Genomic DNA, 25,806 nt, shown 5'->3' with positions numbered 1-25,806 from the left:
TTCGCTGACACAACTATTCATGTACTTCTACCCTGATTAGTTATCGCTTTTATCTTTAGATTTGTCTTTGTTTTTATTATTATGCTTGTCATCATTTTTATTACTGTTCTTGTTGTTACCACTATTGCTCGATTCATTATTCACCGAATTGTTAGTAAGGAATCCCGTCTGATTGACTGATCCAGTATTAGTAGACCCATCGTTGTCTGAACTTGGAGGCAGAATCTCAGGTTCAATGGTCGGTTCAGCAGTAGGTGTAGGATCTGTCGGTGTCTGAGTCGGCTGCGGAGTCGGAACCGTCGGTGGTTCAGGTTCTTGCACCGTGCCATTCTTCGCATCAATATATGGGATCACATAAGTGTCTAACAGCACACCATCTCGGGTAACAATAACAGAGCCATCTTTATTCGGAGCAAGCACTAGATTAACGGACAGCACTTGGCTCTTTCCAATGGTACGCGTTCCCCAATCTTGTTTCTCACCATTATTGCGCGCATCAACGAACTCAATTCGAATCTTGCTCTTCTTTCCATCCTGTGCAGGAGCTACTGGTACATTAAAGGTATAATTCAGGGCTTCAGGTGGATAACCTGTACTTAAGTAAATCGTAATCGCTGTTCCAGGTGGAACAGAGGTACCTTTCTCAAAAGCCCAAGTTTTCGTTACCTTACCTTCATCAACTGTGAAGCTGGATTCTTCCTTTACATCTCCTAGCACCAGCTTGTATTGTTCCAAAAGCGCCTTAGCTTCACTCTCCGTCTTACCGATGAGGTCTGGCATCGTGACACTTTCTTCCCCTTTGCTAACGTAGAGGGTGACTGAAACCGTCTCAGGATCAAACTCGCTTTCAAAGGCCGGATCTGATTTTATAACCTTGCCCACCGCCGTATTTTCATCGAAGAGAGGATCATTCTTAATTTGATTCTGGGGTACACCCTTTGCCATCAGCGCTTTAACTGCTTCATCAAAGCTTAAATTTGTAACATCTGGCATCTTAGTTAATGGTTTTGCCGTATTCACAGTTAGAATTAGGGAGGCTCCCTTTTTCACTTTGGCGTCCTTTTCCCTACTTTGCTTCATAACCACATTCTCTTCGAAATTCGGACTGTAGTCATACAGTATAGGATCAGCAACCTCAAGTCCCAAATCCTCTAGTTCAGTCTTGGCTTGTTCCAGCTGTTTACCGACCACGTATGGCACCGATACCTCCGGAACAACTAATTGGGATTTAACGTACCACACGAGACTGGCCATGGCCAGCAATAACACTAAAGTTAGGCCAATCCATATCGCAGGCTTAGTCCATTGTTTTTTACCTTTTTTCACAGGTACCGGATCGTCATCGTCGTCTTCATCAGTATCCATCCGGTCGTGGCGATGATTACGATTGCCATTACTTCTTTGGATCGGTTTAATCGCTGGTATTACCCGCGTTCGATCCTCGTCTTCCTCATCGTTAAAAAGAACTTTTGCTTCACTACGCCGCTCAGGCAGCAAGCAGGTTTCTAAATCCTGCAGCATTTGCTTTGCAGACTGATAGCGCTCTTCCGGATTTTTACGCATCGATCTTAGAATTACATTCTCAACGCTTTGCGGAATAAGTGGGTTCAAGAGCCTTGGTTCTTCAAACTCTTCTTGCAGATGTTTTAGAGCTACGCTAATCGGACTCTCCCCTAAGAATGGAAGACTTCCGGTAAGCATTTGATAGAGTACAATCCCTAATGAATACAGGTCGGATTTCTCTCCTGTTGAGACACCTTTAGCATGCTCTGGTGAGAAATAATGAACGGAACCTACTACAGAGCCTGTCTGAGTAATGGTAGTAGATGTTACCGCACGAGCAATACCGAAATCCGTCACCTTCACCCGGCCATTGCGCCCGATCAATATATTATGTGGTTTAATATCCCGATGAATAATTTGATTCTGATGAGCGTGATCAAGTGCATCACAGATTTGTGAAGCGATCCTTACGGACTCGTCAACCTGTAATGGCGCTCGTTCTTTTATAATTTCATTAAGATTCTTGCCTTCAATATATTCCATAACAATATAATGAATTTCGTCTTCTTGCCCTACATCGTAAATACTAACCACATTCGGATGAGACAAAGATGCAGCTGATTGCGCCTCACGCCTAAAACGGCGGATAAATTCCTCGTCATGAACAAATTGATTACGCAATACTTTTATGGCGACGTTTCGGTTTAAAAGAATGTCATGTGCTCTATAGACGAGCGCCATTCCACCTCCGCCGATCCGTTCGATGACTTGGTAACGGCCGCCCAGTTCGTGACCGATCATCAATCCCACTCCTTTGTTTCGGGCACAGCGGCCTCTCCATGATGTTCTAACAAAGCGACGCTAATATTATCGCCGCCGCCAGCAAGCAGTGCCAACTGAAGTAAGCGGTCCGCTCTTTCCTCTAACGGTATCTCATGTATTCCCGCTACCTTGCCCAAATGCTCATTGTTAACAAAATTACTTAAACCATCACTGCACAGAAGCAAAAGTTCCCCAGGTAGCAGGGTAACAGGGGCTAAATCAACCAGCACCTCAGCATCTGTTCCAAGTGCTCTCGTCAGCACATTCCGTCTAGGATGATTATCTAATTCCTCCACACTGATCTGACCGTTCTTGAACAGCTCATTGACTAGCGTGTGATCTTCGGTTAATTGAACTGCTGCACTGTCCTTTATTAAATAGGCTCTGCTGTCTCCGATATGGCCAATATATCCGTTTGAACCATTCATCAGGGCAGCAACGACTGTAGTACCCATATTGTGGTACTTATCGTCGCTGGAAGCCTCCTTGAAGACAGTGCTGTTAGCTTCCAAAATAGCAGCTGATAACGCATCACGCAGTGCTTCGTCCTGAAGCTCAGGCAGGAGCCCGTCCAGGGTATTCCTCATCGTCTCCAAAGCAAGCCTGCTCGCGGTTTCACCAGCCTGATGTCCACCCATCCCATCGGCAATTATGCCGAGTGTATAACCGTGGCGCGTCGCGCCGATCCAGACCGAATCCTCATTGACAGAGCGCACTCGGCCAATATCGCTGGCATGAACTGTTCTGATCAAATATCCTCACCCCAACTCCATATGTTTGGCACGCAGCTGTCCGCATGCGGCCGCGATATCATGGCCTTGCTCACGGCGAATGGTAACATTCACGCCGTTGTCAGCCAAAATACGTTGAAACTCAAAGATATCATTGCGTGAAGTACGTACATATTTCCGCTCTGGCACGTGGTTTACTGGAATTAAATTGACGTGGCACAGCATGTTCTTAAGCACGCCTGCTAATTCCTCAGCATGCTCCGGCTGATCATTCACCCCGCCGATGAGTGCATACTCAAAGCTGACCCGTCGACCCGTCTTAGCTTGATAATAACGTAAAGATTCAATCACATCATCAAACGGAAAGCGGCGGTTAACTGGCATTAGCTTCGAACGCAGTTTGTCGTTAGGTGCATGAATCGAAATCGCTAAATTTATTTGTGTATCTTCTTCTGCAAATTTATAAATGCTCGGCACAATCCCGCTAGTGGAAACAGTAATATGCCGTTGTCCGATATTTAGACCTTTCTCATGAATCATAAGACGTAAGAATCTCATAGTTGCATCATAGTTCTCAAACGGCTCACCAGTACCCATGATAACAATACTGCTGACACGTTCACCCCGCTCATCCAAGATCTGTTGAGAGCGTACAACCTGAGCTACAATTTCACCTGCGGTCAAATCACGTTTTAATCCACCAAGCGTGGAGGCGCAGAAAGTACAGCCGATTCGGCAGCCTACTTGAGTAGTTACACAAACGCTATTTCCATAATTATGTTTCATGATAACTGTCTCGATCGCATGATCATCATGCAATCCAAACAGAAATTTTACTGTTCCATCTTTGGATTCCATTTTAGTAATCTCAGTAAGTGCTGCAATGGAGAATTGCTCGTTCAGCTTCTGACGAAGTCCTTTAGACAAATTGCTCATGGATTCGAAGTCACTTACACGTTTTACATACAACCAATCAAAAATCTGTCCACCACGAAAAGCAGGCTCACCGTTATCTTTCGCCCACTGCTGTAACTCTTCTAAAGAAAAATCATATATTAAAGGTTTCATTATTATTAGCACCTGTTCTTTCATAAGGATATGCGTATTATTTCTCATTCTTCCTATTTTAACACAAATTTCAGAGACGGTAAAAGAAATAGCCCGCCGTACGTTAGCCCGGCGGGCGGAAGATACAACAATTGTCAGTAGATCTGCTATATTACAAGACTCTTTGAAGTTTGGAGATATAGAACCCGTCACTGCCATAATGGTGCGGTAATATCTGAATTCCCTCACCTTCAGCCAGCGCAGTACCTTCCAATCTGTCCCACAACGGGGAAGCAAATGTTATAGAAGTGAACTCAGGATTTTGTTTCAAAAAGGAAGCTACTACTTCACTATTTTCCGCTTGTTCAGTCGTACAGGTACTATAAACCAGAACACCACCTGGTTTCAACAGTTTAGAGACTGATTGCAGTAATTGACCCTGCAGTGACGCTACACTGACAACATCCTCAGGCTGCTTACGCCATTTGAGATCTGGCTTACGGCGGATGACGCCAAGCCCTGAGCAAGGCGCGTCCAATAGAATTCTGTCGAAGGAATAATGCTCAAGTGTATGCTCCAGCTCCAGTGCATCTGCACTGCCTGTTACTACGCTTTCGAGACCTAACCGTGCAGCTTGATCCGAGATAAGCTTAGCTTTATGCGGATGCAAATCGTTAGCGAGAACAGATCCTTCATCTTTCATCAGCTCGCCTATATGGGCCGTTTTGCCCCCAGGCGCGGCGCAGCAATCAAGCACTCTCATTCCAGGCTCAGGTGCAACAGCTTCAGCTACAAGCATGGAGCTCTCATCCTGAATAGATAAATATCCATCCCGATACCAGGATGAAAGAGCAAGATTCCCGCCGCCTTTTACAACAATACCATAAGGACTTACATCAGAAGCAGAAGCTTGCAGACCTTGTTCAATCATCTGACTCAACAGCGCTTCACGGCTGATCATCGTAGTATTTACGCGTACACTGACAGCGGGTGGCTCATTGTTAGCAGCGCAAATAGCTTCCGCAGCGTCAACACCATACTCGGTAATCCAGCGCTTCACTAACCATATAGGATGGGAATACTGAATAGATATCCGCTTCGCAGGACTCAATCCATCAGGTATTACCGGCAGATCTCCAGCACGCAGCACACTACGAAGCACGCCATTAACCATACCCGAAATTCCTTGATGGCCCTTTTTCTTAGCTATATTAACAGCCTCGTTTACAGCTGCATGAGAGGGTATGCGATCCAGGTACAAAATTTGATATAAACTTAGACGCAGTAAGTTACGCACCCAGGACTGCAATTTAGCGGTCCCTTTGCTAACAAATTCCTCGAGCACATAATCAAGTGTATTCATCCGAGAGATGGTACCATAGACAAGCTCTGTAACTAATCCAGCATCTTCCCTGCTGAGTGCAGACTTCTGCAGACTGCTGTTCAGCAATAAGTTACTGTAAGCCCCTTGCTGTTCGACCTTAACCAGGATATCGAGAGCGATATCGCGGGCAGAAGCTGTAACAGCTTTACCTTTATTTCCCGTGCCGCCCTTATTACCACCCGCGCTCAACCTAGCACCGTCCCTGGTTTCATGACACCGCCACGGCTAAAGTCCGCAGCGCTCATCGCTTTTTTACCAGCAGGTTGAACCGTAGTTAGCAGCAGACTTCCGTCTCCAGTCTTAACCTCGACACCCTGCTCAGAGACCGAAAGTACCGTTCCTGGCACAGTATCCGTTGATTTCTGCTCAGCACGAATTTTTGAAGCCCATACTTTGAAGGTCTCTCCATTCCAAAGAGTAAACGCACCGGAAAAAGGTACTAATCCACGAATTCGATTATAGTTATCACGTGAGCCAGCGTTCCAATCCAAACGCTCATCCTCACGATTCAGGTTAGGAGCAAAGGTCGCTTGACTGTCGTCTTGCGGAGTCGCGTGAACAAGGCCGTTTACTAATCGCGGCATTTCAGACTTCAAGAGATCACGTCCAGCAAGGCTAAGCTTCTCGAACATCGTGCCGGAAGTATCCTCATCCTCGATAGCCACCTCGACGCGCGAGATCATATCTCCAGTGTCAAGTCCTTCAGCCATATACATCAAGGTAACACCGGTAACTTTCTCACCGTTAATGATGCTGCGTTGAATCGGTGCGCCACCCCGGTATTTAGGAAGCAGTGAACCATGAACATTCACACAACCATTACGCGGCAAATCCAATACAGCTTTTGGCAAAATCTGACCATATGCAGCGGTCACAATTAAATCAGGCTCATATGCAGCTAGCTCTGCGACAGCCTCAGGCTTGCGCATCCGTTCAGGCTGGAGCACAGGTAAACCGAGAGATAATGCGGCTTCCTTAACTGGTGAAGGAGCCAATATCTTTTTACGTCCTTGCGGTCGATCTGGTTGGGTGACGACGGCTACAACTTCATAGCCCTCATCCATCAGCATTTGCAAGCTTGGCACCGCAAAGGCTGGGGTTCCCATGAATACAATCTTCATATTCTCACTCCTCAGTCTCGCTCAGTTCAGCTGTCATCTCATATACTTTTTCTGCGATATCCGTGAACAATACTCCGTTCAGATGGTCAATCTCATGTTGAAAAGCCCGAGCAAGTAAACCACTGCCGGTAATGGTAATTTCTTTTCCTTCACGGTTAAGACCACGTACGGTAACTGTCTCTGCACGGCGTACATCACCATTCAATCCAGGAATACTAAGACATCCTTCAGGTCCAAGCTGTTCGCCTTCTGTACCGATGATTTCCGGATTAATCATTTTGATCAGCCCGTGCTCTTCATCTGCATCCACCACAATTAGGCGCTTCAAAATACCAACTTGCGGAGCCGCCAGCCCTACACCTTCAGCGTCATACATCGTATCAGCCATATCATCTAACAATTTCTTCACATTAGGTGTAACTACAGTTACTTCTTTTGCTATTTTGTGCAACACTTCATCCGGTTCCTTAACGATCATACGAATCGCCATTACAAACACCTTCCCGTTCTGTACATCTCTATATTTAGAGTTTATTGATCTAGCTCTTTTTTTACATTGTAACATGATAACGATTTACATCAACATTTGCGGATCAACATCAATGCTGATCTGGAGCCCTGTATCCCGTACAGAATCCTCCAACTCCTCAGCCACTTGCCGAACAAGCCCTATCACATCGATGGCGCCGCGCCATTTTATCATACATTGGAATCTATATCTACCCTTTAAGCGAGGGATTGGAGAAGCTACAGGACCTAACAGATCTAGTACATCCGTAGTTAGCTTATCTAGACTCCCGTACCATCTTAGATTTCTAGCCTTCCCCTGCAGATTCATAGCGTAATTCTCTGCCATCCGGAGGAGTAGCGGTAACTGCTCATGAGATAATGTAACGAGTATTAGTCTGCAATAAGGCGGATAATGCAGCCCTCTGCGATGCTTCAACTCTTCCCTTACAAAAGAGAGATAGTCATGCCCGCTAGCATGAATAATAGAATAATGCTCCGGTGTATAAGACTGAACAACTACCTCACCCGGTAGCTGATGCCGACCCGCTCTTCCCGCAACTTGTGTAAGCAATTGGAATGTCTTCTCCGCTGCTCGAAAATCGGGCAAGTTCAACGCGGAGTCTGCTGTAATTACACCTACTAGAGTTACGTCAGGAAAATCCAACCCCTTCGCTACCATCTGAGTGCCCAGCAGAACATCGGCTTTTTTGTCTCTGAATTGATTCAGCAGCTTCTCATGCGAACCCTTTTCAGTCGTTGTATCCACATCCATACGAATCACCCGTATTCCCGGGAACAACTTACCAAGCTCTTCTTCCACTCGCTGCGTCCCCGTTCCGAAGAAGCGGATATGCTCACTTCCACACTCTGGACAAAGTTTCGGTGCTGGCTCTGCATGACCACAATAATGACAACGCAAATTGTCACTACGGCTGTGGTACGTCAACGAAATATCACACTCTGGGCAGCCTGCTACATAACCACAACTCCGGCACATGACAAACGTTGAGAAACCTCTACGGTTAAGCAATAACACTGTCTGTTCTCCACGTTCCAGCCTTTCAGCCAATGCAGAATGAAGCTTCCGACTGAACATGGAGCGGTTCCCTTCTTTGAGCTCTTCCCGCATATCCACAACATTTACCTTGGGCAGCTCGTTGCCAAGCGCGCGCGTAGGCATCTCAAGAAGTACTGGTGAAAAATGAATATCACTCTGCGCTCTAGCAGCATGATAGCTTTCTAACGAAGGCGTGGCGGAGCCTAAAATCACGGCTGCCCCACACTGTTCGGCTCTGCGAATCGCAGCGTCACGAGCATGATATTTCGGATTTTCTTCCTGCTTATAGGAGGTCTCATGCTCCTCATCCATAATAATCAAACCTAGATTAGAGAACGGTGCAAACACCGCCGACCGGGCGCCAACGGCAACCGTAGCTTTTCCTTCACGGATTTTCCGCCACTCATCATAACGCTCACCGGCAGATAATCGGCTATGCATTACCGCCACACCACTCCCGAACCGCCCTTTAAAACGCTCCACCATCTGTGGTGTTAATGCGATTTCCGGGACAAGAACGACGGCCTGTCTCCCCTGATCCATACAACGTTTGATACATTGCAAATAGATCTCAGTTTTACCGCTCCCTGTAACGCCATGTAACAGAAATACTTCATGCATCTGGTCTTCTAGCGTTCGTGAAATACGATTGTATACAACCTCTTGCTCTGCTGTAAGTGGCAGAGGGGTAGTAGGCTTAAAATCACGTCCTTGATAAGGGTCGCGATAGACTTCAATTTCACTGATTTCGATAAAGCCTTTTTCCTCTAACCCCTTCACGGTACTTGCCGTGACTTGAAGCGCTGATAAGACTTCCTTAAGCGCCATGGGGAGTGTGGCTTCCCTTTCGATCAGAAAGCTTAGTACTTCCTTCTGTCGCGCCGATTTTTTCGGGAATTTGTGCAACGCTTCACGAGCAGCCGTAATTCCTATTGCAAGATCTACCGCTTTCAGTTTCTTCTTGCCCATCTTATCTTTGATCGATTGGCTCTCTACAAGCACTCCACGCCTTAGCATGAACTTCACCGTCTCCGCAGCCTCTGGAAATGCACGGGTAAGCTGCTTCATGGATACTTCGCCATTACGTCCAATAAATTCAGTAATTAGTCGTTCCTCATTCCCTGTATCGGCAAACATAGGGAATAATTCATCATCCGGAAAGGCTGTCTCTTCCTCCACATCTCCCAGCGAGATCAGTCGTTCTGCCTTCCCCTTTAGAGCGGTAGGCAGCATCGCCTGCAGGGCTGATATTCGTCTGCATGCATATCTTTTACTCATCCAGTCTGCTAGCTCAACTAATTCAGGAGATAAAGGCGGAAGCAAATCCAGCACTTCTTGAATAGGCTTAAGACCCGGATTCACTAGTGTTTCTCCTGACTCCAGTGAAACGACGAAACCTTGCACTGTGCGGTGTCCGAACGGGACCGCTACCCGGCTGCCCACTTCAATCCATAACTTTAGTGATTCAGGAATACTATAATCAAATGGCCGGTCAGTGCTGCGTACAGGCACATCCACAATGACCTTGGCAATATCCATTATAATGAAGCTCCAGTAATTCGCTCTGCCACGAGTGTCAGCAAACGACGAGCAACCTCATCCTTCGATAATTGAGGCAATTCGAGCACCAATCCATCTACATCGTATATCGATACAATATTCGTATCCGATCCGAATCCGGCTCCTGCAGCCGCTACATTGTTCGCAACAATGAGATCGCAGTTTTTACGGACCAGCTTGTCCTTTGCATAAAATTCTGTATTTCCTGTCTCCGCAGCAAAGCCGATCAAGAACTGCTTATCCTTGCTCTTACCTAACGTTTCCAAGATATCTGTTGTTTTTATAAGCTCAAGAGTTAGCGTATCTCCATTTTTTTTAATTTTGGATGTTTCACTATGCTTAGGTCGATAATCTGATACAGCCGCCGCCTTGATCATAATGTCGCAGTTGTCCCACAGCGCAGTAACCGCATCATACATTTCTTGTGCGGATTGAACACGAATAACGGAAAGATCCGGGTCTTGAGGAGGTTCTTCATCTGTTCGAGCAGCAATTAAAGTAACCTCAGCACCCATAGCACGTGCAGCACGCGCCAAAGCAAAACCCATTTTACCGGAGGAATCATTGGAGATATAGCGTACCGGATCAATCCGTTCTACTGTACCTCCTGCTGTGATGACGATCTTTTTACCCTTAAGCGGTTTAGACTTCACACTTTCTTGCAGCGCAAAAAACTCCTCAACATGACTTACAATCGTCTCCGGCTCCTCTAAACGACCTTTACCCACGTAACCACATGCCAGCAAACCTTCCCCTGGCTCAATAAACTGAATTCCTCGTTTAGCAAGGGTATCCAAATTGCTTAGTACAGCGGGATGCTGATACATATGGACATTCATAGCCGGTGCCACCATTATAGGTGCAGTAGTAGCGAGTAACGTAGTGGATAACATATCATCCGCAATGCCATGCGCCATTTTAGCAATAATATTCGCAGTTGCAGGTGCTACTATTACAAGATCGGCTGAATCAGCCAAATCAATATGTGAGATAGAGGATGGATCCCGTTCCTGGAATGTATCGCTGTATACTCGTTGCTTCGACAGTGACTGTAGAGTTAATTCTGTAATGAACTGCTTTGCCGAAGCTGTCATAATGACATGAACTTCAGCTCCTTTTTGGACAAGCTTACTGGTCAGGGCCGCTGCTTTGTAAGCAGCAATTCCTCCTGTAATCCCAAGTAAAATAGTCTTCCCCTTCAAGCTCTTCAACATGATCTCCCCCCTGTTCCCTACTCTTACAACGAATGATCTATTTCTTTACTACTTATATTTTATATTTTGAGAAAAAAATAACAACCTTCCGGTTGTCAGAAACAGCCCGGTCTTGGGCTATCATCATTCATTAAAGACCCATAAATGCTCCATAACCCAAGAAGAAACGGCATCGCCTAATTACAAATAGGCGGTATCCGTTTCTACAAAGGGTCTTATTTAAATAGGCTTGAGACTACTCTTCACCGCGGGTAAGAGTAATGCGATCTTCGTAAATTTCTTCAAGAGCAACACCGACAAATTTATGCGATTTAGGGTTCTTCACATCTGTCTTGCCACCTTCACGCAATTGTCTAGCACGACGTGCTGCCGCTACAACGAGTGAATACTTACTGTCAACCTTGGTCATCATTTCATCAATGGATGGATATAGCACAGGGACACCTCTTCATAGTTTACTGGTAATACAATTTGGCCTTCAGCATACATTATCTAACTTTACAATGTTCGGCGATAATAATGCTTTCTATTCTCTTACAGGCCAGATCAATCTCATCATTCACAACAGCATAGTCGTAATGCTGCATTAGATTAATCTCATCCTCCGCTACAGTCATGCGGTGATCGATTACATCTGGATGTTCCGTACCCCGTCCGCGTATGCGATCCTTCAACTCATCCATAGAAGGTGGAAGAAGGAACACAAAAATACCTTCAGGGAATTTTTCTTTGACTTTGAGAGCTCCCTGAACCTCAATTTCGAGAATAATATCTTTGCCGCTATTGAGAGTTCTCTCTACAAAATCACGTGGAGTACCGTAAAAATTACCTACGTACTCCGCATATTCAAGCAGTTGGTCAGCTTCTATCATTGCCGCAAACTGCTCTTTACTTTTGAAAAAATAATTCACACCGTCTTCTTCACCCGCACGCGGACTGCGGGTAGTAGCAGAAACTGAGTAGACAAGCCCGGGCATCTTCGGTCGCAGTGCAGTACATACAGTACCTTTACCAACGCCGGAAGGTCCGGATAATATGATGAGCAATCCTTTTGACATAATACACTCCATTTAGTTGTTATTCGTCGTTGTCGTCATCTTTACTGGATAAGCGATGTGCCACAGTCTCCGGCTGTACAGCCGACAGAATGACATGATCACTATCTGTAATGATTACGGCACGAGTCCGTCGGCCATAGGTGGCGTCGATCAGCATATGCCGATCTCGAGCCTCCTGGATAATACGTTTGATTGGTGCAGATTCCGGACTGACGATGGAAATAATGCGGTTGGCAGACACAATATTCCCAAAGCCAATGTTAATAAGTTTGATTGCCATGTTCCGGTAGTTCCCCCCATAAAGTTCTATGCTATTACCTGTTCCCGGTTACTCTATGTTTGCCGCTTGTTCACGAATCTTCTCCAGCTCCGCTTTCATGTCTAGCACAAGACCCACGAGAGTTAGATGATTACATTTCGATCCGATTGTATTCGTCTCCCGGTTCATCTCCTGAATGAGAAAATCCAGCTTGCGACCTACCGGTCCTTTCCCCTTCAGGAGGGTTCTGCATTGTTCGAAATGACTATACAACCGGGTCAATTCTTCATCAATATTACAGCGATCAGCAAAAATAGCGATTTCCATCCCGAATTTATGCTCATCAAAAGCGAACGTCCCATCATTTAACTCATTTAATCGATGACGAAGCTTGTCACGATATTCAATGATTACAACAGGTGCAAGTTCAACCATTTCAGCATGCATGGTCTCGAGATGATTGAGGCGCTGTACAAGATCTGCGGCTAGAAAACTGCCTTCACGGGCGCGCATCTCCAGCAGAGACTGCAAACTCTGCTCAAGTCCCGTCTCCAACATTTCAGAGTAGTCTTCTAAGGCCGCGGACACGGCACCCGCAGCCTCATCTTTGCTTTCCATAATACCGGGTATAGAAAGTATATCACGTAGAGTCAACTCACCGGACAAACCATACTCGTTCTTAAGCTGATCTGCCGCCTTAAGATAAGACATGACAGCAGAGCGATTCAGAACCGGTCCGGAAGACGACTCATCGTGCTCTCTATTGATGGTAACATCTATCCTTCCCCGTTTGACGTGCTGCTGAACCTTTCTTCTCAGCACATCCTCATAACCCGTCCAATCCCGGGGCATCCGCAGTACAACTTCGCAGTACCGGTGATTCACCGATTTCACTTCGAACATAATCTTGTAGCCGCCGAATTGCAGGGACGATTGACCGTATCCGGTCATGCTAAATGACAACGGAATCACATCCATTACACTATTGTAATTGATTATTACTAGCGAAACAAGGGGGACAATTTACGTCCTGATTTCTCCCATACATACTCCATCAGCTGTGCGCTCATATCATAGAACATGAACGGTGTCATCAAATAGATCCCATTGAAATGGGCTGTAGCAACATCTAGCAGCTCCTTAGCGATGGCAACCCCTTCAGCTCTTCCTGCTTCCCCTTCAAGTCCCTTCATGCGGTTCCGGACTTCATCCGTAAGCTGGATGCCTGGAACCTCATTATGAAGGAACTCTGCATTACGTCCACTAGCCAGTGGCATCACACCAATAAACACGGGGATTTCCAGATGTGCTGTGGCTTCAGCGATCTTCACGATCAGTTCCTGATCATAGACAGGCTGAGTCATAATATAATCTGCACCAGAGGCAATTTTCTTCTCTAGCCGCTGTACTGCCTTATCTAAATGTTTGACATTCGGGTTAAAAGCAGCACCAATTACAAAGTTTGCTTTCTGCTTCAAAGGTTTACCAGAGAAGGAGATGCCATCATTCAACTGCTTAATCATCCGAATAATCTCAAAGGAAGTTAAATCGTAAACCGAGCTTGAGCCAGGAAGATCCCCGAATTTTGCTGGGTCTCCAGTAACCGCCAGTACATGATCAATTCCAAGCGCATCAAAACCCATCAAATGCGATTGCGTACCGATCAAATTTCGGTCACGACAAGCAATATGTACCAGCGGGCGGAGTCCCGTTTTTGCGTACACCAAATGGCCCAAGGCCATATTGCTCATCCGTGTAACAGCTAGAGAGTTATCGGCGAGCGTAAGCGCATCTGCGCCTGCTCTTCTCAACGCTTCTGCACCCTTCATGAACTTACCAATATCCAAATCACGAGGCGGATCAAGCTCAACGATAACCGTATGACGTTCCTTTACTAGATCAACCAGATTCGGCTCTCTGCCATCGCTTCCCTCGTCTTCGCCAAAATGCTCCTGCAAAGATACACGCTCCACAGTCAGAAGCGTCGGTTCTGGAAGTGGCTGAGGTACGTAACCTTTCAATGCAGAGGAAATTTCAGCAATATGCTCCGGAGTCGTACCACAGCAGCCACCGATAATTCTGCAACCCATGTCAGCAAAAGTCACTGCCATCTGTCCAAAATATTCAGGTGAAGCCCCATACCGGTATTCACCGTCTACATAGTCCGCTACACCTGCATTTGGATAGACCGAGGTAGGTAAAACCAGATTACCCTGTACAGCTTTTAGCGCTCTCTTAATTCCATTTGGACCCGTATTACAGTTAAATCCGATGATATCGGCTCCGTCAGCTTCTAAAATGCGAAAAGCGTCTGGCAACGTCAATCCATCTAATGTACGTGCCGATTCATCCATAGCAAATTGACAAATGACGGGGAGAGTACTATGTTTACGGACTATTCTAAGCGCAAGATGCAATTCCTCGACATCGTAGAAGGTTTCTAGCATAATGCCGTCTACTTCTTCTTCTAACAATGCTGTAATCTGCTGTGTAAAATACTTCTTCAACTCTGTGGATGAGAGATTTGCACGCTTACCGGCGCGAATAGAGCCTACAGCACCTAATACATATCCAGTATCTCCAGCGGCTTTACGAGCGATGCTTACGCCGGCGCGATTAATTTCTTTAACCTTGGACTCCAAACCATATTTGGACAGCCTGTCAAAATTCGCAGAGAACGTGTTACTTTCTAGAAGCACTGCCCCTGCATCGATATAGCTGCGATGGACATCTTCAATAACCCCTGGAGAAGTCAAATTTAATTCTTCGTAGGAAATGCCGACAGGGAAGCCTTTCTGATATAAATAGGTACCCATCGCTCCGTCTCCGACCAATACGTTGTTTCCCCATGCGGAACGTAAATCCGGCTTCACTGCAAGATCCTCCCCTGACACAATAGTTTCATACTAATGTATCATAAATCGGTAGGGATGATAAGCTTTCACTATAAAAGAAAAGAACAACATTTATGCGCATTGCATGGTCACGGATTAAATACTACATACTAATAATAAATCTGTTATTTACGTAAAAAAGAAGGGATGAATCAGATGAAGAAAAAAAACAGGAAAGTGTTACTGCAAAAATATCTGATCTTAGTATTTCTGACCACGCTCTCTTTGCTTTATCTTTTTTTGGTGGACTGGATGTTCGGTTATGGCTTTGGGAACATTGGATATATTCTAAATTACTTACTGTATACTGCATCTGAAAAGACAACAGCCGTCTTCTTATTGCTCTGTCTGCTTGTTCCTGACATCATTTCTTGGATTCGAGGAAGTCAACCCGGTCGTGAAGCTGAAAAGTGACTTTTTATTGCGGCAATAATCACAAGTATAACCGGTATCAACACCATGAACAAAGGATAAACCGTGTATAATAATCTCCCCCCCTCATTAAGATGTTCAATAAAACTGCGAGCATTCAGCATAGAACTAAACAAAATAATTAAAGCTGTCGGATAGATCATTCTCCGATAAGGAATCTTAAATAACTCCGATATGCCTATAAGCGCTGCCGCGAAAAAAACAGACATTTTGAAAAACACACCTATAATTAATACCATGACAACTAGAATGTCAACGCGTTGGATGAAATCTGATATGGAGATTTTGCTGATTGTCGGCATCAGCGGCAGTGGTGAACGTTTAATAATATCTGACCCCAGTACCGATATATTCAAAACCATAGTAAGGCTGAGAAGTAACCCAGAAACGAAAATTGCCGCGGCAATCACCCAAGGTCCTTTTTTCGTATGGTTCAAATAAGGCATAAGCATAGTAAAACAGATCATTTCACCAAATGGAAACATATAACTCTGTTTGACTACAGAAGTTAATACAGGCTTAACACCATTCTCAAAAACGGGCTGCAGCTGTTGTAAATGAATAGACCCTGAAAACATCAGCATCATCGAGCAAAAGATACCGATCAAAATCACCAGAGCTGCAAAAACCAAAGAGGTTCTGGAGAGGACTTCTACACCTTTATGAAGCACATATGCACTGGATAATATCATCAGGGAAGAGACGATAAACAACGGCGTATGATGCATAGTAGCCATTACCAGCATAGAGCTTCCGTCCCTTAAATCACGACCCGCCAAATTGATAAACAGAATAATGTAAAGCACAGAGATCACCGAACCCAAATATTTTCCAACTAGTTTTCGGGTATACGCAGTTAGCGGCAGCTTCGGGAACTTTCTATATAAATAGGCATATCCAGCAAAAACTACAAGACCTATTACATTTCCAATCAATATTGAAATCCATGCATCTTTCCCCGCTTCCATTCCCAGATTCACCACTAACGCTGTCCCCATTTCGAACAATAATGTTAAGGTGAAGAATTGGAGCAAACCAATTTTTATACTGCCACTATGCATATACGCCCCTCCTTTTAGCTTCATTATTACTTATTGATCTGAAAAGAATCGCTACGCATGTCGGTGTGTCTGATTACAACATCCTCTTCCACTTTAATCTCGCATGTTGCAAATATATTCTCCCAATGATCTTTGACTTTTTTCCACCCTTGCGGATTTTCACGTTCTACTATTTCCCCGAAACCTATATAATCACTCTTTAATGCTCGGGACTTGGCTATTGCTTTCCATACTTGATCACGAATGTTTTTTTCCAGAAGCTCCGTAAGATCATTTACCACATCAGGCTTCGTCAACTCCAAAGGATTGGGCGATTCTTTTAACCCTGCTTGCTGTGTAATTTTTATCGTAAAGACTGGATGTTCAGTATCCTTAGCATCAACAACGATACGAGCCTGAGAAAGATAAATATTAAAAGACAAATACTTATTCTCTCCGATAGATACGAATGCGGGCATTTGTGTAATTTTATTTTTTAAAAGCGAGGTACCGATCGCATCTTCTCCTTGAAGCCAACCCACCAGCTTGTCCTCTTTAAAAACTGCGATTCCTGTTACCCTCAAAGTAGCTTTCGGTTTTATCGCTTTTAAATTATCGTTCGAGTCTCTCTGCTCGACATCTCCTATGACTTCAACGCCATTAATCATCGGTCCCCCGCTTGGCATCTGAATCCCACGGACTACATCATCCACCTCCATTCGATAATTGTAACCAAACTGTTTAGAGGTAGTTTCCAGCTTTTCCACCAGATCGTTAGCTGGGATCCTTCCGAACACGGTCATAGTCGTCATACTGTCACTTGCCGGTTGCCCTTTGGAAATAAAGAGAAGGCTCGTCAGACGAGTCTCACTTTCTCTTTCCAGCACATCCATAATATCCTTAATCCCCTCCCGGGCGAATTTCTCTGAAATCACTATTACTCGAATATGCCCTAATGACAAAAATCGCGCGGTTTGACGCGAAGCATCAGCTAAGGCTTCAAACATAGTGCGACCAGTCCCTTTATATATAGCAACAGGAGAAGTCCCCCTAGCGTTCTCACCTGAAATTTCGTCTGCAACAATAATTTGGAACGATAAAATATATTTATCTGCTTCCGCTGCCCCCCTATCAATCGCCACACCCGAGACAATCGCTCTTCTGTTTAGTTCAACACTATCCCAGCAGCCAGTAAGCATAAGGATCATCACTAAGGTTAAACCGCTTCTTATATACAATGATTGTTTATCCTTCATCAAGAGCTCCTTTCTTTTGCCTTCCTGTATCATCAGCCTTATCTCCGATGACAGGAGCAAGATTCTCTGGATGACTTGCGTTTATCTTCTCACCTTCCGGCGAATTTCTGCGCTTACCTTGAGTTGATGATTGATCCACACTGTGTGTCCACATAGGTAATCTTAAAAAGGTATCTTTTTGCCGCTTCACAGATAAAGGCACTATAGGTGACAAATAAGGAATACCAAATGAACGCAAGCTGTTCATATGCGCAACGAGTATAATAAGACCCAGTGTAATTCCATAAAATCCAAACATCCCGGCAAATATTAAAAAAGCAAAACGAATAAGCCTGCCCGCAATCGCCATGTTATACGAAGGAATAGCAAAGCTTGCGATGCCGGTCAGCGCTACCACAATAACCATAACCGGGGTGATAATTCCGGCCTCTACGACAGCCTGACCTAGAATCAGAGCACCTACAACAGATACGGTTTGCCCCACTGCGCGAGGCATCCGTACCCCAGCCTCTCTAATGATTTCGAACGCACCTTCCATCACTATTGCCTCCACGAAAGCAGGAAAGGGGACATTCTCACGTTGCGACAATAAATTAATCAGTAAGGTTGTCGGGATCATCTCATAGTGGAACGTAGTCAGTGCTATATAAACGGAAGGTCCAAGAATCAGAATAATAAAGCTGATATACCGGATGAACAGCATTAATATAGAAATATCAAACCTTTCAGCATAATCCGATGAAGACTGAAAGAATTGTGTGAATACCGCCGGCAAAATCAAGATAAAAGGGGTTCCGTCTATAACCAGCACTACTCTACCCTCTAACAGATTAGAAGCAGCGACATCTGGGCGCTCACTGTTATTAATGGTCGGAAAAGGAGTGAAGGTTTTATCCTGTATCAATTCTTCAATATACCCAGATTCCAAGATCGCATCGATTTGGATTCCATTCAGCCGTTCTCTAACCTCATTGACCAGCTTTTCATCAACGATGCCTTTAATGAACAGCATAGCCACATAGGTATGAGATACCTCACCAATTTTCATATACTCCAGTCTTAAATTCGGGGTCTTTAATCTCCGCCGGATTAAGGAAATATTCGTGGCTAGGGATTCTACAAAACTGTCTTTCGGACCACGGACAACAAGCTGAGAGGACGGTTCAGTGACTGAACGTGTTTCGCCACCTTGGGTGCCACACACAATGGCACTGGCATACCCGTCAATTAAAATCACTGTTTCTCCAGAAAGAATCGCAAGCAGAACCTCTTTCCACTCCTCTTGTATCTCCGCATCACCAATTTCTAAAGTGCGATTCAAAATAAATTCTATTAAACTTCCTGATGCAGGGACTTTTTCATTTATCATTTCGCTCGTCACCCCGACTAATGAACCCACGATGAATTCATCAACAGCGTCTGTCTGCACTAGACCACTGAGGTAAAGAGCCGCTACCGATACAGAAGAATCTCCCCCAACTTTTAAATGGCGTATTTTTAGATCGGGACTATCTCCTAGCTCGTTTATTATATGTTCTAACGTTTGTGTGAGATTGATCGATAATCTACCCAGCGATGGCGGAGAATCTTGTTGGCTTTTACCGGATTTATATCTTCTATTTAATCCTTTGATGTTCAACAAGATCCCTCCCTTTTGTTCTCAAGCTTGGAAGTATTATTCTCGGTTATGTCTTCCATTATTCCAATTCCAGTTCCAGCTCCAGTGTTTTCATTTATACAAAACAAAAAACGGCAATCCAAGAACGATCTCTTAGACTGCCGTTTATTCCAATGATATGATTCGAAAATAGAAATATTTAAAGAGCCACACTGCCTGTGAATACAACTTCAGCCGGTCCCGTCATATACACATGGTTATCCTCTTCATTCCATTCAATGTAGAGATCACCACCCTTTAGACTAATCCAAGCCGCTCGGTCTGTCAGACCGTTCAGCACAGAAGACACTAGAGTTGCGCAGGCTCCAGTCCCACAGGCTAAGGTTGGTCCAGCTCCACGTTCCCATACCCGCATATCTACTCTGCCTCGATCCAGAACCGTCGCGAACTCAACGTTAACCTTTCTCGGGAACATTGGATGCACTTCTAGCTTTGGCCCCCATGTCGCAAGATCAAAGGATACAGCATCCTCGACATAAATAACGCAATGAGGGTTACCCATAGACACTGCAGTAAACTTAAATTCGGTTCCGTCTGATTCAATCGGCTCTGAGAGCACTGGTTCTGCATCAATCGCTACCGGAATTTGAAGGCCAGACAATACAGGCTCACCCATATCCACCGTTACTGTCTCCACTACACCATCTTTCACATTCAAGGTAACCTTTTGTTCTCCGGCACCAATCGTTTCTATAACAATCTGCTCGGAGTTCACCAAGCCATGCTCGTAGACATATTTGGAGACACATCGGATGGCGTTTCCGCACTGCTCCGCTTCCGAACCATCAGAGTTCATAATGCGCATCATAAAATCGCCACGTTCAGACGGCAGGATGTAGACAAGTCCGTCCGCACCAATTCCGAAGAACCGATTGCATAGTGTTATAGCAAGTTCCGCTGCGTTTCTCGGAAGTTCTTGCTCACCAAAAACTACGATGAAGTCATTACCAAGGCCGTGCATTTTTGTGAATTCCATTAAACGTCCACTCCTAAAGGTTATGTTAAGTTAGCATTCGCTTAAGCTTAATGATCTGTGTAATGTAGCTCAGCGCACGTATACGAGCTGTTAACTGCAACAAGTATACCTTTAGGAATGGAGCATTAGTATTGACTTTATGCTGAAATTTTTGTACTTTTTATCATCGAATTACTCCCGCTACGTCCTTTGTTACGTTTACCACCCCAAACACTTCCGGCACCCATCAAGAAGGTCGGGATCCCCGCTGTCACAAATACTAGACACCATTCGCGGAAATTAAGCGGCACCGTTTTGAAGACAGGCTGGAGAAAGGGTACGTACATCACAGCCAGCATCAGAATTACGGATGACAATACTGCAAGCACCAGGTACTTATTCTGGAACGGATTTCGATGGAACACCGAACGGGAACTGCGGCAATCAAAGACGTGAATCAACTGAGCCATAACGAGTGTCGCAAAAGCTACGGACTGTGCTCGAATCAGCTGCGCTGGATTCTCTGGTGCCACCCGTAAGGTTAGCCAAAATGCACCTAACGTACATAAACCGATTAAAAAACCACGGCTTATGATCTTCCAGCCTAAACGGCGGGCAAAAATATTTTCCTTCGCACCACGCGGTTTATGCTCCATCAAATCCTTCTCGGGCTGGTCAACACCAAGCGCCATCGCTGGAAGTCCGTCTGTCACCAGATTGACCCATAAAATTTGAATAGGCACTAACGGCAGAGGCAGACCGAGCATCATCGCAAAGAACATGGTCAAGATCTCTCCTACATTCGATGCGAGCAGGTAACGAATGAACTTACGAATGTTCTCATAGATGTTTCTACCTTCTTCAATAGCGGCAACAATGGTTGAAAAGTTATCATCCCCTAGAACAAGTGAAGATGCTTCCTTGGTCACATCTGTACCGGTGATCCCCATAGAAATACCTATATCTGCTGCTTTAATCGCTGGCGCATCATTGACACCGTCTCCGGTCATAGCCACAACATGACCCCGGCGCTGCAAAGACTTCACGATACGAAGCTTATGCTCAGGAGATACGCGGGCGAATACAAACACATTATCCGATACTTTATCCAGCTCATCATCATCCATCCGAGTCAGTTGAGCCCCTGTCAGTACCGTGCCCCCACGTTGTAAAATTCCTAATTGATGCGCAATGGCCTCTGCAGTTGTTCCGTGGTCCCCGGTAATCATTACAGTCTTAATCCCTGCTCGGCGTGTGATGCTAATGGCATCACGAACTTCACGCCGCGGTGGATCAATCATTCCAGCCAATCCGATAAAGACGAGTTGGCTTTCTGCATCTTTTTCACTATTTACATGTTCACTTGGGCGCATATCACGATAAGCCATACCTAGTACACGAAGCGCGCCCGAGGCCATTTGCTCATTCGCTTCAAGCACCTTCTGCCGTAAAGTTGGCGTTAAAGGCACCACACCGCCCTCCCAGAGCATATAAGAACAGCGATTAAGCAGTACATCAGGCGCGCCTTTCGTACATACCATTCGTCCTCCGGGATGACCAATAATCACTGACATTAACTTCCGCTCGGAATCAAAAGGAAATTCCTTCTCCCGGGAGTAAGTGACGGCTAACGTCTGGGCGGTTAAACCCATCTTCCCTGAAAGTGCCACAAGCGCTCCTTCGGTTGGATCTCCCTTGAGTTCCCAGATGGACGAGATGTCAGATGACTTATCAACGACAATATCCTTATCCTTTCCTTTACGCTTACCCCTTACTTCGGCAGGAAAGGTCTCGATAATCTCCGCATTACTGCACAAAGCACCAACCTGTAGCATCCGTCGTAAACTTTGATCATTTTTGAGATCTACAGGCTTCCCTTTCTCCAGAACCTGTCCGTTCGGAGCATAACCTTCACCTGTTACATCAAGCCCACGTCCACCCGTCCACAATCGGGTCACCGTCATTTTGTTCTGAGTCAATGTTCCCGTCTTGTCCGAACAGATTACGGATGCACAGCCCAAGGTTTCGACCGAAGGCAATTTACGAACGATGGCCTTACGTTTTATCATCCTTTGAACGCCCAGCGCAAGTGCAATAGTTACAATGGCTGGAAGCCCTTCGGGAATCGCAGCGACTGCCAAGCTTACCCCAGCCAAGAACATAGCTGTGGCAGGCTGTCCATGTAAAATACCGGCGGCTACAACCACAATCGTTAAACCTAGTGATACATAGATCAAAATTTTCCCTAACTGTTCGAGCCGATGCTGAAGCGGGGTCTCCTGAGATTCCGTATTTTGGATCAGATCTGCAATCTTACCCATCTCTGTGTTCATGCCCGTTCGAACCACGATAGCTTTACCAGTCCCCCTGGTTACCATTGTGCCCATGAACCCGAGATTCTTTTGATCGCCAAGCGGAATCTCTTCTGCGTGGATCACATCCGAATGCTTCGAGACAGGCAATGATTCCCCAGTAAGCGCGGATTCCTCCACATATAAAGAACTGCAATCCAGCCATCGTATGTCCGCAGGAATTCGATCACCGCTCTCCAGCAAGACAATATCACCAGGGACTAACATCTTGGCTGGAATTACCTCGCTATTCCCCCCGCGCAGCACTTTGGCAGAAGGTGCGGAGAGCTGTTTTAAAGCTCTTAGCGAACGTTCGGCGCGAAACTCCTGGACAAACCCAAGGGCTCCGTTGAGAAGGATAATTGCGATGATCGTGATGGCATCCAAATATTCGCCAAGCAAGCCGGACACGAGCGTCGCACCCATGAGCACAAGCACCATGAAATCCTTAAACTGGTTCAACAGCAGGGTAAACGGGGATACCGTCTTTCCTTCGGACAGCTCGTTAAACCCATTTTGCTTCCGTCGCTCCGCGGCATCCTCTCCACTGAGGCCCGTCCTCGGATGGACATTGAACATTTTCTGCAGCTCTTCTGCACCGAGCCGGTGCCAACTGTTTTGTTCCATGACTTTTCTTTCCCTCCCGGTCGTTTCTTGACTTCCGGCGGCGCACAGCTTTTCCACCTGTTCATGACCAAGTGTATTCAAGGTCGTCCAATAATATCACCGCTTAACCAATTCCCCTTTTGCACGAATGTCCCAAAGTATGGCATCATAGAGAGGTAAGCTTTAACGACCTCGTCGTTCTTATAAGGACGATAAGGGTTTAAGCGAGAAATATAAGGGATAAAGTAATGTATGAAACTTATACTTTCTTATATTTCCAGAAATTCATTTCACGTCGACAGGAGAACTTTATCATGGCATTAGACGGCATTGTTACCCGAGCTATCGTGCACGAACTGCAATCATTCATCGGTGCGCGCATAGGCAAAATATATCAACCGAATAATCACGATCTAATCTTCAACCTGCGGGGTGCAGGCGGCGGTGGCAAGCTATTGCTCTCTGCTAATCCGACATATCCTCGTCTGCATCTTACAGAAAGAAGCAGCATAAACCCATCAGAAGCCCCTATGTTCTGCATGCTCATGCGTAAGCATTGTGAAGGTGGGGCTATCGAGAGTATCACTCAGGTAGGCATGGAACGAATTATTCACATAAACGTTAAGACTAGAGATGAGCTTGGAGACGTCTCCGCCAAAAAGATCATCATAGAGCTCATGGGACGTCACAGTAATATCATCCTTACAGATCTTAGCACTAGTACGATCATAGACGGCATTCATCATGTTACTCCATCGATCAGCAGCTACCGGATTGTAATGCCCGGCGTCGCTTACACAGAGCCTCCCCAGCAGCATAAGCTGAACCCTCTGGAAATTGACAAAGAGCAATTTCTCAATTTAATCTCGGCTGCTGAAGAAGCCGCTTTACTGGAAGATGATGCGAAGGAGAGCGAACCGGAAGAAATCATAGAAGGCGAACTGGCTAATCTGATTACAAAAGAAGAAGTTGAGCAAAAACCAGACGGCTCAGGTGGTCCCTCCCCATCGGCTGACCCTGTAGGCTGGATGGTGCACGCCTTCAGCGGAATGAGCCCACTTGTTGCCGGAGAGATTGCTCTGCGCCTCAGAAATGACCTGGCGGCAGGCGGTACACAGGGATCTACAGCAGAATTTCCAACAAAATTATGGGACAGCTTCCAATCTGTTATGGGACCCGTACATCGTTGCGAATTCTCTCCAGTTTCAGGTGCGAATGCGAAAGGAAAAATGATATTCTCCGCGATTCCTTTAACTCTATTGGGTGAAAATGCGAAGACATACAACTCGATCAGTGAGTGCATGGAGGACTATTACGGGGATAAAGCCGAACGTGATACGGTGAAACAACGGGTCAGTGATTTGATCCGATTCCTGAGCAACGAAAGAAGTAAAAATGTTAAGAAGCTTGCCAATCTGCAGAAGGATCTAGACGAAGCGCAGGACGCAGATCGCTATCGCATTTGGGGTGAGCTGCTGTTCGCGTCATTACATGTCGTGTCCAAAGGAGATAAAGAAGCCTCATTGGTCAATTATTATGACGAAAATCAGGCTGAAATGGTCATTCCACTCGATCCTTTATTAAGCCCATCGGATAACGCACAACGTTATTTTAAAAAGTACAACAAATATAAGAACAGCCTTCTAGTCATTAATGAGCAGTTGATTAAGACCCATGAGGAAATCACCTACATGGAAAGTTTACTTCAGCAGCTTGCTCATGCCTCATTGAATGATATTGAGGAGATCCGCGACGAGCTTGTAAGTCAAGGATATTTACGCGACAGAAGCAAAAAAGGAAAGAAGAAGAAAAAAGCAACCAGACCTACATTGCAAGTCTTCACCTCGTCTGAAGGCATCGACATTTATGTCGGAAAAAACAATTTACAGAACGAATACGTCACCAACCGACTGGCTTCACCCAATGACACTTGGCTGCATACCAAGGATATCCCTGGCTCTCATGTGGTCATCCGAAGTGAAGAGTTTGGGGATGCCACCCTGGAAGAAGCAGCCCAGATTGCGGCTTATTTCAGCCAGGCGAAGCAGTCAAGCAGTGTACCTGTAGACTGCACGCTGATCCGCCATGTCCGTAAACCAAGTGGCTCCAAACCCGGATTTGTGATCTATGATCATCAGAAGACGTTGTTTGTCACACCGGATGAGGATCGAATTAAGCAACTTCCCAATACTTTGAGAAGCTAAACAACAAAAAGAACCGGTTGTCGTCCTGGTGATATGCTCCCATCATAGTAGACAGTAGAAAAAACGAAAACTTCTACTGCTACAATGATGGGAGTTTTTCTAATGTCTAAAAGAAGTCCAGCAT

20 protein-coding genes are annotated in these 25,806 nt (G+C 45.5%); 2 read left to right on the top strand and 18 right to left on the bottom strand.

What is annotated here, in order from left to right; genetic code table 11:
* Window positions 1-36: 36 nt before the first annotated feature.
* From pknB to M2444_RS00040, 13 genes are all read right to left on the bottom strand, one after another.
* Entirely contained in the window at window positions 37-2,304 is a 2,268-nt protein-coding gene (gene pknB / locus M2444_RS00100; RefSeq protein ID WP_094875655.1) for a Stk1 family PASTA domain-containing Ser/Thr kinase, read from the bottom strand.
* The gene (locus M2444_RS00095) at window positions 2,304-3,077 is read right to left on the bottom strand and encodes a Stp1/IreP family PP2C-type Ser/Thr phosphatase (RefSeq protein WP_094868546.1); all 774 of its coding nucleotides are present in this window, start codon (window positions 3,075-3,077) and stop codon (window positions 2,304-2,306) included. The genes pknB and M2444_RS00095 overlap by 1 nt, the downstream gene beginning before the upstream one ends.
* Window positions 3,078-3,083: 6 nt before the next feature.
* On the bottom strand, window positions 3,084-4,124 hold the full coding sequence (gene rlmN, locus M2444_RS00090) for a dual-specificity RNA methyltransferase RlmN (RefSeq protein WP_042187390.1): 1,041 nt from the start codon (window positions 4,122-4,124) through the stop codon (window positions 3,084-3,086).
* A 151-nt stretch (window positions 4,125-4,275) separates the two neighbouring features.
* Window positions 4,276-5,676 carry a 16S rRNA (cytosine(967)-C(5))-methyltransferase RsmB gene (gene rsmB, locus M2444_RS00085; RefSeq protein WP_280785927.1) on the bottom strand — a complete coding sequence of 467 codons (1,401 nt, stop codon included), beginning with the start codon at window positions 5,674-5,676 and terminating at the stop codon, window positions 4,276-4,278.
* Window positions 5,673-6,608, bottom strand: coding sequence for a methionyl-tRNA formyltransferase (fmt, locus tag M2444_RS00080; protein WP_280785926.1), 936 nt, complete (start codon window positions 6,606-6,608; stop codon window positions 5,673-5,675). The genes rsmB and fmt overlap by 4 nt, the downstream gene beginning before the upstream one ends.
* A gap of 4 nt (window positions 6,609-6,612) precedes the next feature.
* Entirely contained in the window at window positions 6,613-7,098 is a 486-nt protein-coding gene (gene def, locus M2444_RS00075; RefSeq protein ID WP_094868543.1) for a peptide deformylase, read from the bottom strand.
* A gap of 84 nt (window positions 7,099-7,182) precedes the next feature.
* Window positions 7,183-9,714: a primosomal protein N' gene (gene priA, locus M2444_RS00070; protein WP_280785925.1), complete on the bottom strand. Its 2,532-nt coding sequence runs from the start codon at window positions 9,712-9,714 to the stop codon at window positions 7,183-7,185.
* Entirely contained in the window at window positions 9,714-10,949 is a 1,236-nt protein-coding gene (gene coaBC / locus M2444_RS00065; RefSeq protein WP_094868541.1) for a bifunctional phosphopantothenoylcysteine decarboxylase/phosphopantothenate--cysteine ligase CoaBC, read from the bottom strand. The genes priA and coaBC overlap by 1 nt, the downstream gene beginning before the upstream one ends.
* A 235-nt stretch (window positions 10,950-11,184) precedes the next feature.
* Window positions 11,185-11,385: a DNA-directed RNA polymerase subunit omega gene (rpoZ, locus tag M2444_RS00060; RefSeq protein WP_094868540.1), complete on the bottom strand. Its 201-nt coding sequence runs from the start codon at window positions 11,383-11,385 to the stop codon at window positions 11,185-11,187.
* Between the two features lie 52 nt (window positions 11,386-11,437).
* Window positions 11,438-12,007: a guanylate kinase gene (gene gmk / locus M2444_RS00055; RefSeq protein WP_094868539.1), complete on the bottom strand. Its 570-nt coding sequence runs from the start codon at window positions 12,005-12,007 to the stop codon at window positions 11,438-11,440.
* A gap of 19 nt (window positions 12,008-12,026) precedes the next feature.
* The gene (gene remA, locus M2444_RS00050) at window positions 12,027-12,287 is read right to left on the bottom strand and encodes an extracellular matrix/biofilm regulator RemA (protein WP_006209218.1); all 261 of its coding nucleotides are present in this window, start codon (window positions 12,285-12,287) and stop codon (window positions 12,027-12,029) included.
* A gap of 48 nt (window positions 12,288-12,335) precedes the next feature.
* Window positions 12,336-13,229, bottom strand: coding sequence for a YicC/YloC family endoribonuclease (locus M2444_RS00045; RefSeq protein WP_280785924.1), 894 nt, complete (start codon window positions 13,227-13,229; stop codon window positions 12,336-12,338).
* Between the two features lie 38 nt (window positions 13,230-13,267).
* Complete coding sequence (locus M2444_RS00040; protein ID WP_280785923.1) at window positions 13,268-15,139, bottom strand: bifunctional homocysteine S-methyltransferase/methylenetetrahydrofolate reductase; 1,872 nt, start codon at window positions 15,137-15,139, stop codon at window positions 13,268-13,270.
* A 177-nt stretch (window positions 15,140-15,316) separates the two neighbouring features.
* Here M2444_RS00040 and M2444_RS00035 point away from each other — a divergent pair, with 177 nt between their 5' ends.
* The gene (locus M2444_RS00035; protein ID WP_280785922.1) at window positions 15,317-15,574 is read left to right on the top strand and encodes a hypothetical protein; all 258 of its coding nucleotides are present in this window, start codon (window positions 15,317-15,319) and stop codon (window positions 15,572-15,574) included.
* Here M2444_RS00035 and M2444_RS00030 read toward each other — a convergent pair.
* The 5 genes from M2444_RS00030 to M2444_RS00010 form a co-directional block, all read right to left on the bottom strand.
* Complete coding sequence (locus M2444_RS00030) at window positions 15,547-16,653, bottom strand: GerAB/ArcD/ProY family transporter (RefSeq protein ID WP_094868535.1); 1,107 nt, start codon at window positions 16,651-16,653, stop codon at window positions 15,547-15,549. The genes M2444_RS00035 and M2444_RS00030 overlap by 28 nt on opposite strands.
* Before the next feature lie 26 nt (window positions 16,654-16,679).
* On the bottom strand, window positions 16,680-17,888 hold the full coding sequence (locus tag M2444_RS00025; protein WP_280785921.1) for a Ger(x)C family spore germination protein: 1,209 nt from the start codon (window positions 17,886-17,888) through the stop codon (window positions 16,680-16,682).
* A complete protein-coding gene (locus M2444_RS00020) occupies window positions 17,878-19,527 on the bottom strand; it encodes a spore germination protein (protein ID WP_280785920.1) in 1,650 nt (549 codons plus the stop codon). The genes M2444_RS00025 and M2444_RS00020 overlap by 11 nt, the downstream gene beginning before the upstream one ends.
* A 178-nt stretch (window positions 19,528-19,705) precedes the next feature.
* Entirely contained in the window at window positions 19,706-20,542 is an 837-nt protein-coding gene (gene dapF / locus M2444_RS00015) for a diaminopimelate epimerase (protein WP_280785919.1), read from the bottom strand.
* A 137-nt stretch (window positions 20,543-20,679) separates the two neighbouring features.
* A complete protein-coding gene (locus M2444_RS00010; RefSeq protein ID WP_280785918.1) occupies window positions 20,680-23,499 on the bottom strand; it encodes a calcium-translocating P-type ATPase, SERCA-type in 2,820 nt (939 codons plus the stop codon).
* 293 nt (window positions 23,500-23,792) lie between these two features.
* Here M2444_RS00010 and M2444_RS00005 point away from each other — a divergent pair, with 293 nt between their 5' ends.
* Complete coding sequence (locus tag M2444_RS00005) at window positions 23,793-25,682, top strand: Rqc2 family fibronectin-binding protein (RefSeq protein WP_280785917.1); 1,890 nt, start codon at window positions 23,793-23,795, stop codon at window positions 25,680-25,682.
* Window positions 25,683-25,806: the final 124 nt, after the last annotated feature.

The organism is Paenibacillus sp. PastF-3, assembly GCF_029893135.1.
In the GTDB taxonomy this organism is placed as follows: Bacteria; Bacillota; Bacilli; order Paenibacillales; family Paenibacillaceae; genus Paenibacillus_AQ; species Paenibacillus_AQ nitricinens.
Note: the sequence above shows the minus strand (reverse complement) of the source record. Positions and strands in the feature narration are given on the sequence as shown.

Coding starts and splice junctions, on each gene's coding strand:
- pknB (WP_094875655.1), bottom strand. CDS start 2,304: ATGATCGGTCACGAACTGGGCGGCCGTTACCAAGTCATCGAACGGATC.
- rlmN (WP_042187390.1), bottom strand. CDS start 4,124: ATGAAACCTTTAATATATGATTTTTCTTTAGAAGAGTTACAGCAGTGG.
- fmt (WP_280785926.1), bottom strand. CDS start 6,608: ATGAAGATTGTATTCATGGGAACCCCAGCCTTTGCGGTGCCAAGCTTG.
- def (WP_094868543.1), bottom strand. CDS start 7,098: ATGGCGATTCGTATGATCGTTAAGGAACCGGATGAAGTGTTGCACAAA.
- priA (WP_280785925.1), bottom strand. CDS start 9,714: ATGGATATTGCCAAGGTCATTGTGGATGTGCCTGTACGCAGCACTGAC.
- coaBC (WP_094868541.1), bottom strand. CDS start 10,949: ATGTTGAAGAGCTTGAAGGGGAAGACTATTTTACTTGGGATTACAGGA.
- gmk (WP_094868539.1), bottom strand. CDS start 12,007: ATGTCAAAAGGATTGCTCATCATATTATCCGGACCTTCCGGCGTTGGT.
- remA (WP_006209218.1), bottom strand. CDS start 12,287: ATGGCAATCAAACTTATTAACATTGGCTTTGGGAATATTGTGTCTGCC.
- M2444_RS00035 (WP_280785922.1), top strand. CDS start 15,317: ATGAAGAAAAAAAACAGGAAAGTGTTACTGCAAAAATATCTGATCTTA.
- M2444_RS00030 (WP_094868535.1), bottom strand. CDS start 16,653: ATGCATAGTGGCAGTATAAAAATTGGTTTGCTCCAATTCTTCACCTTA.
- M2444_RS00025 (WP_280785921.1), bottom strand. CDS start 17,888: ATGAAGGATAAACAATCATTGTATATAAGAAGCGGTTTAACCTTAGTG.
- dapF (WP_280785919.1), bottom strand. CDS start 20,542: ATGGAATTCACAAAAATGCACGGCCTTGGTAATGACTTCATCGTAGTT.
- M2444_RS00010 (WP_280785918.1), bottom strand. CDS start 23,499: ATGGAACAAAACAGTTGGCACCGGCTCGGTGCAGAAGAGCTGCAGAAA.
- M2444_RS00005 (WP_280785917.1), top strand. CDS start 23,793: ATGGCATTAGACGGCATTGTTACCCGAGCTATCGTGCACGAACTGCAA.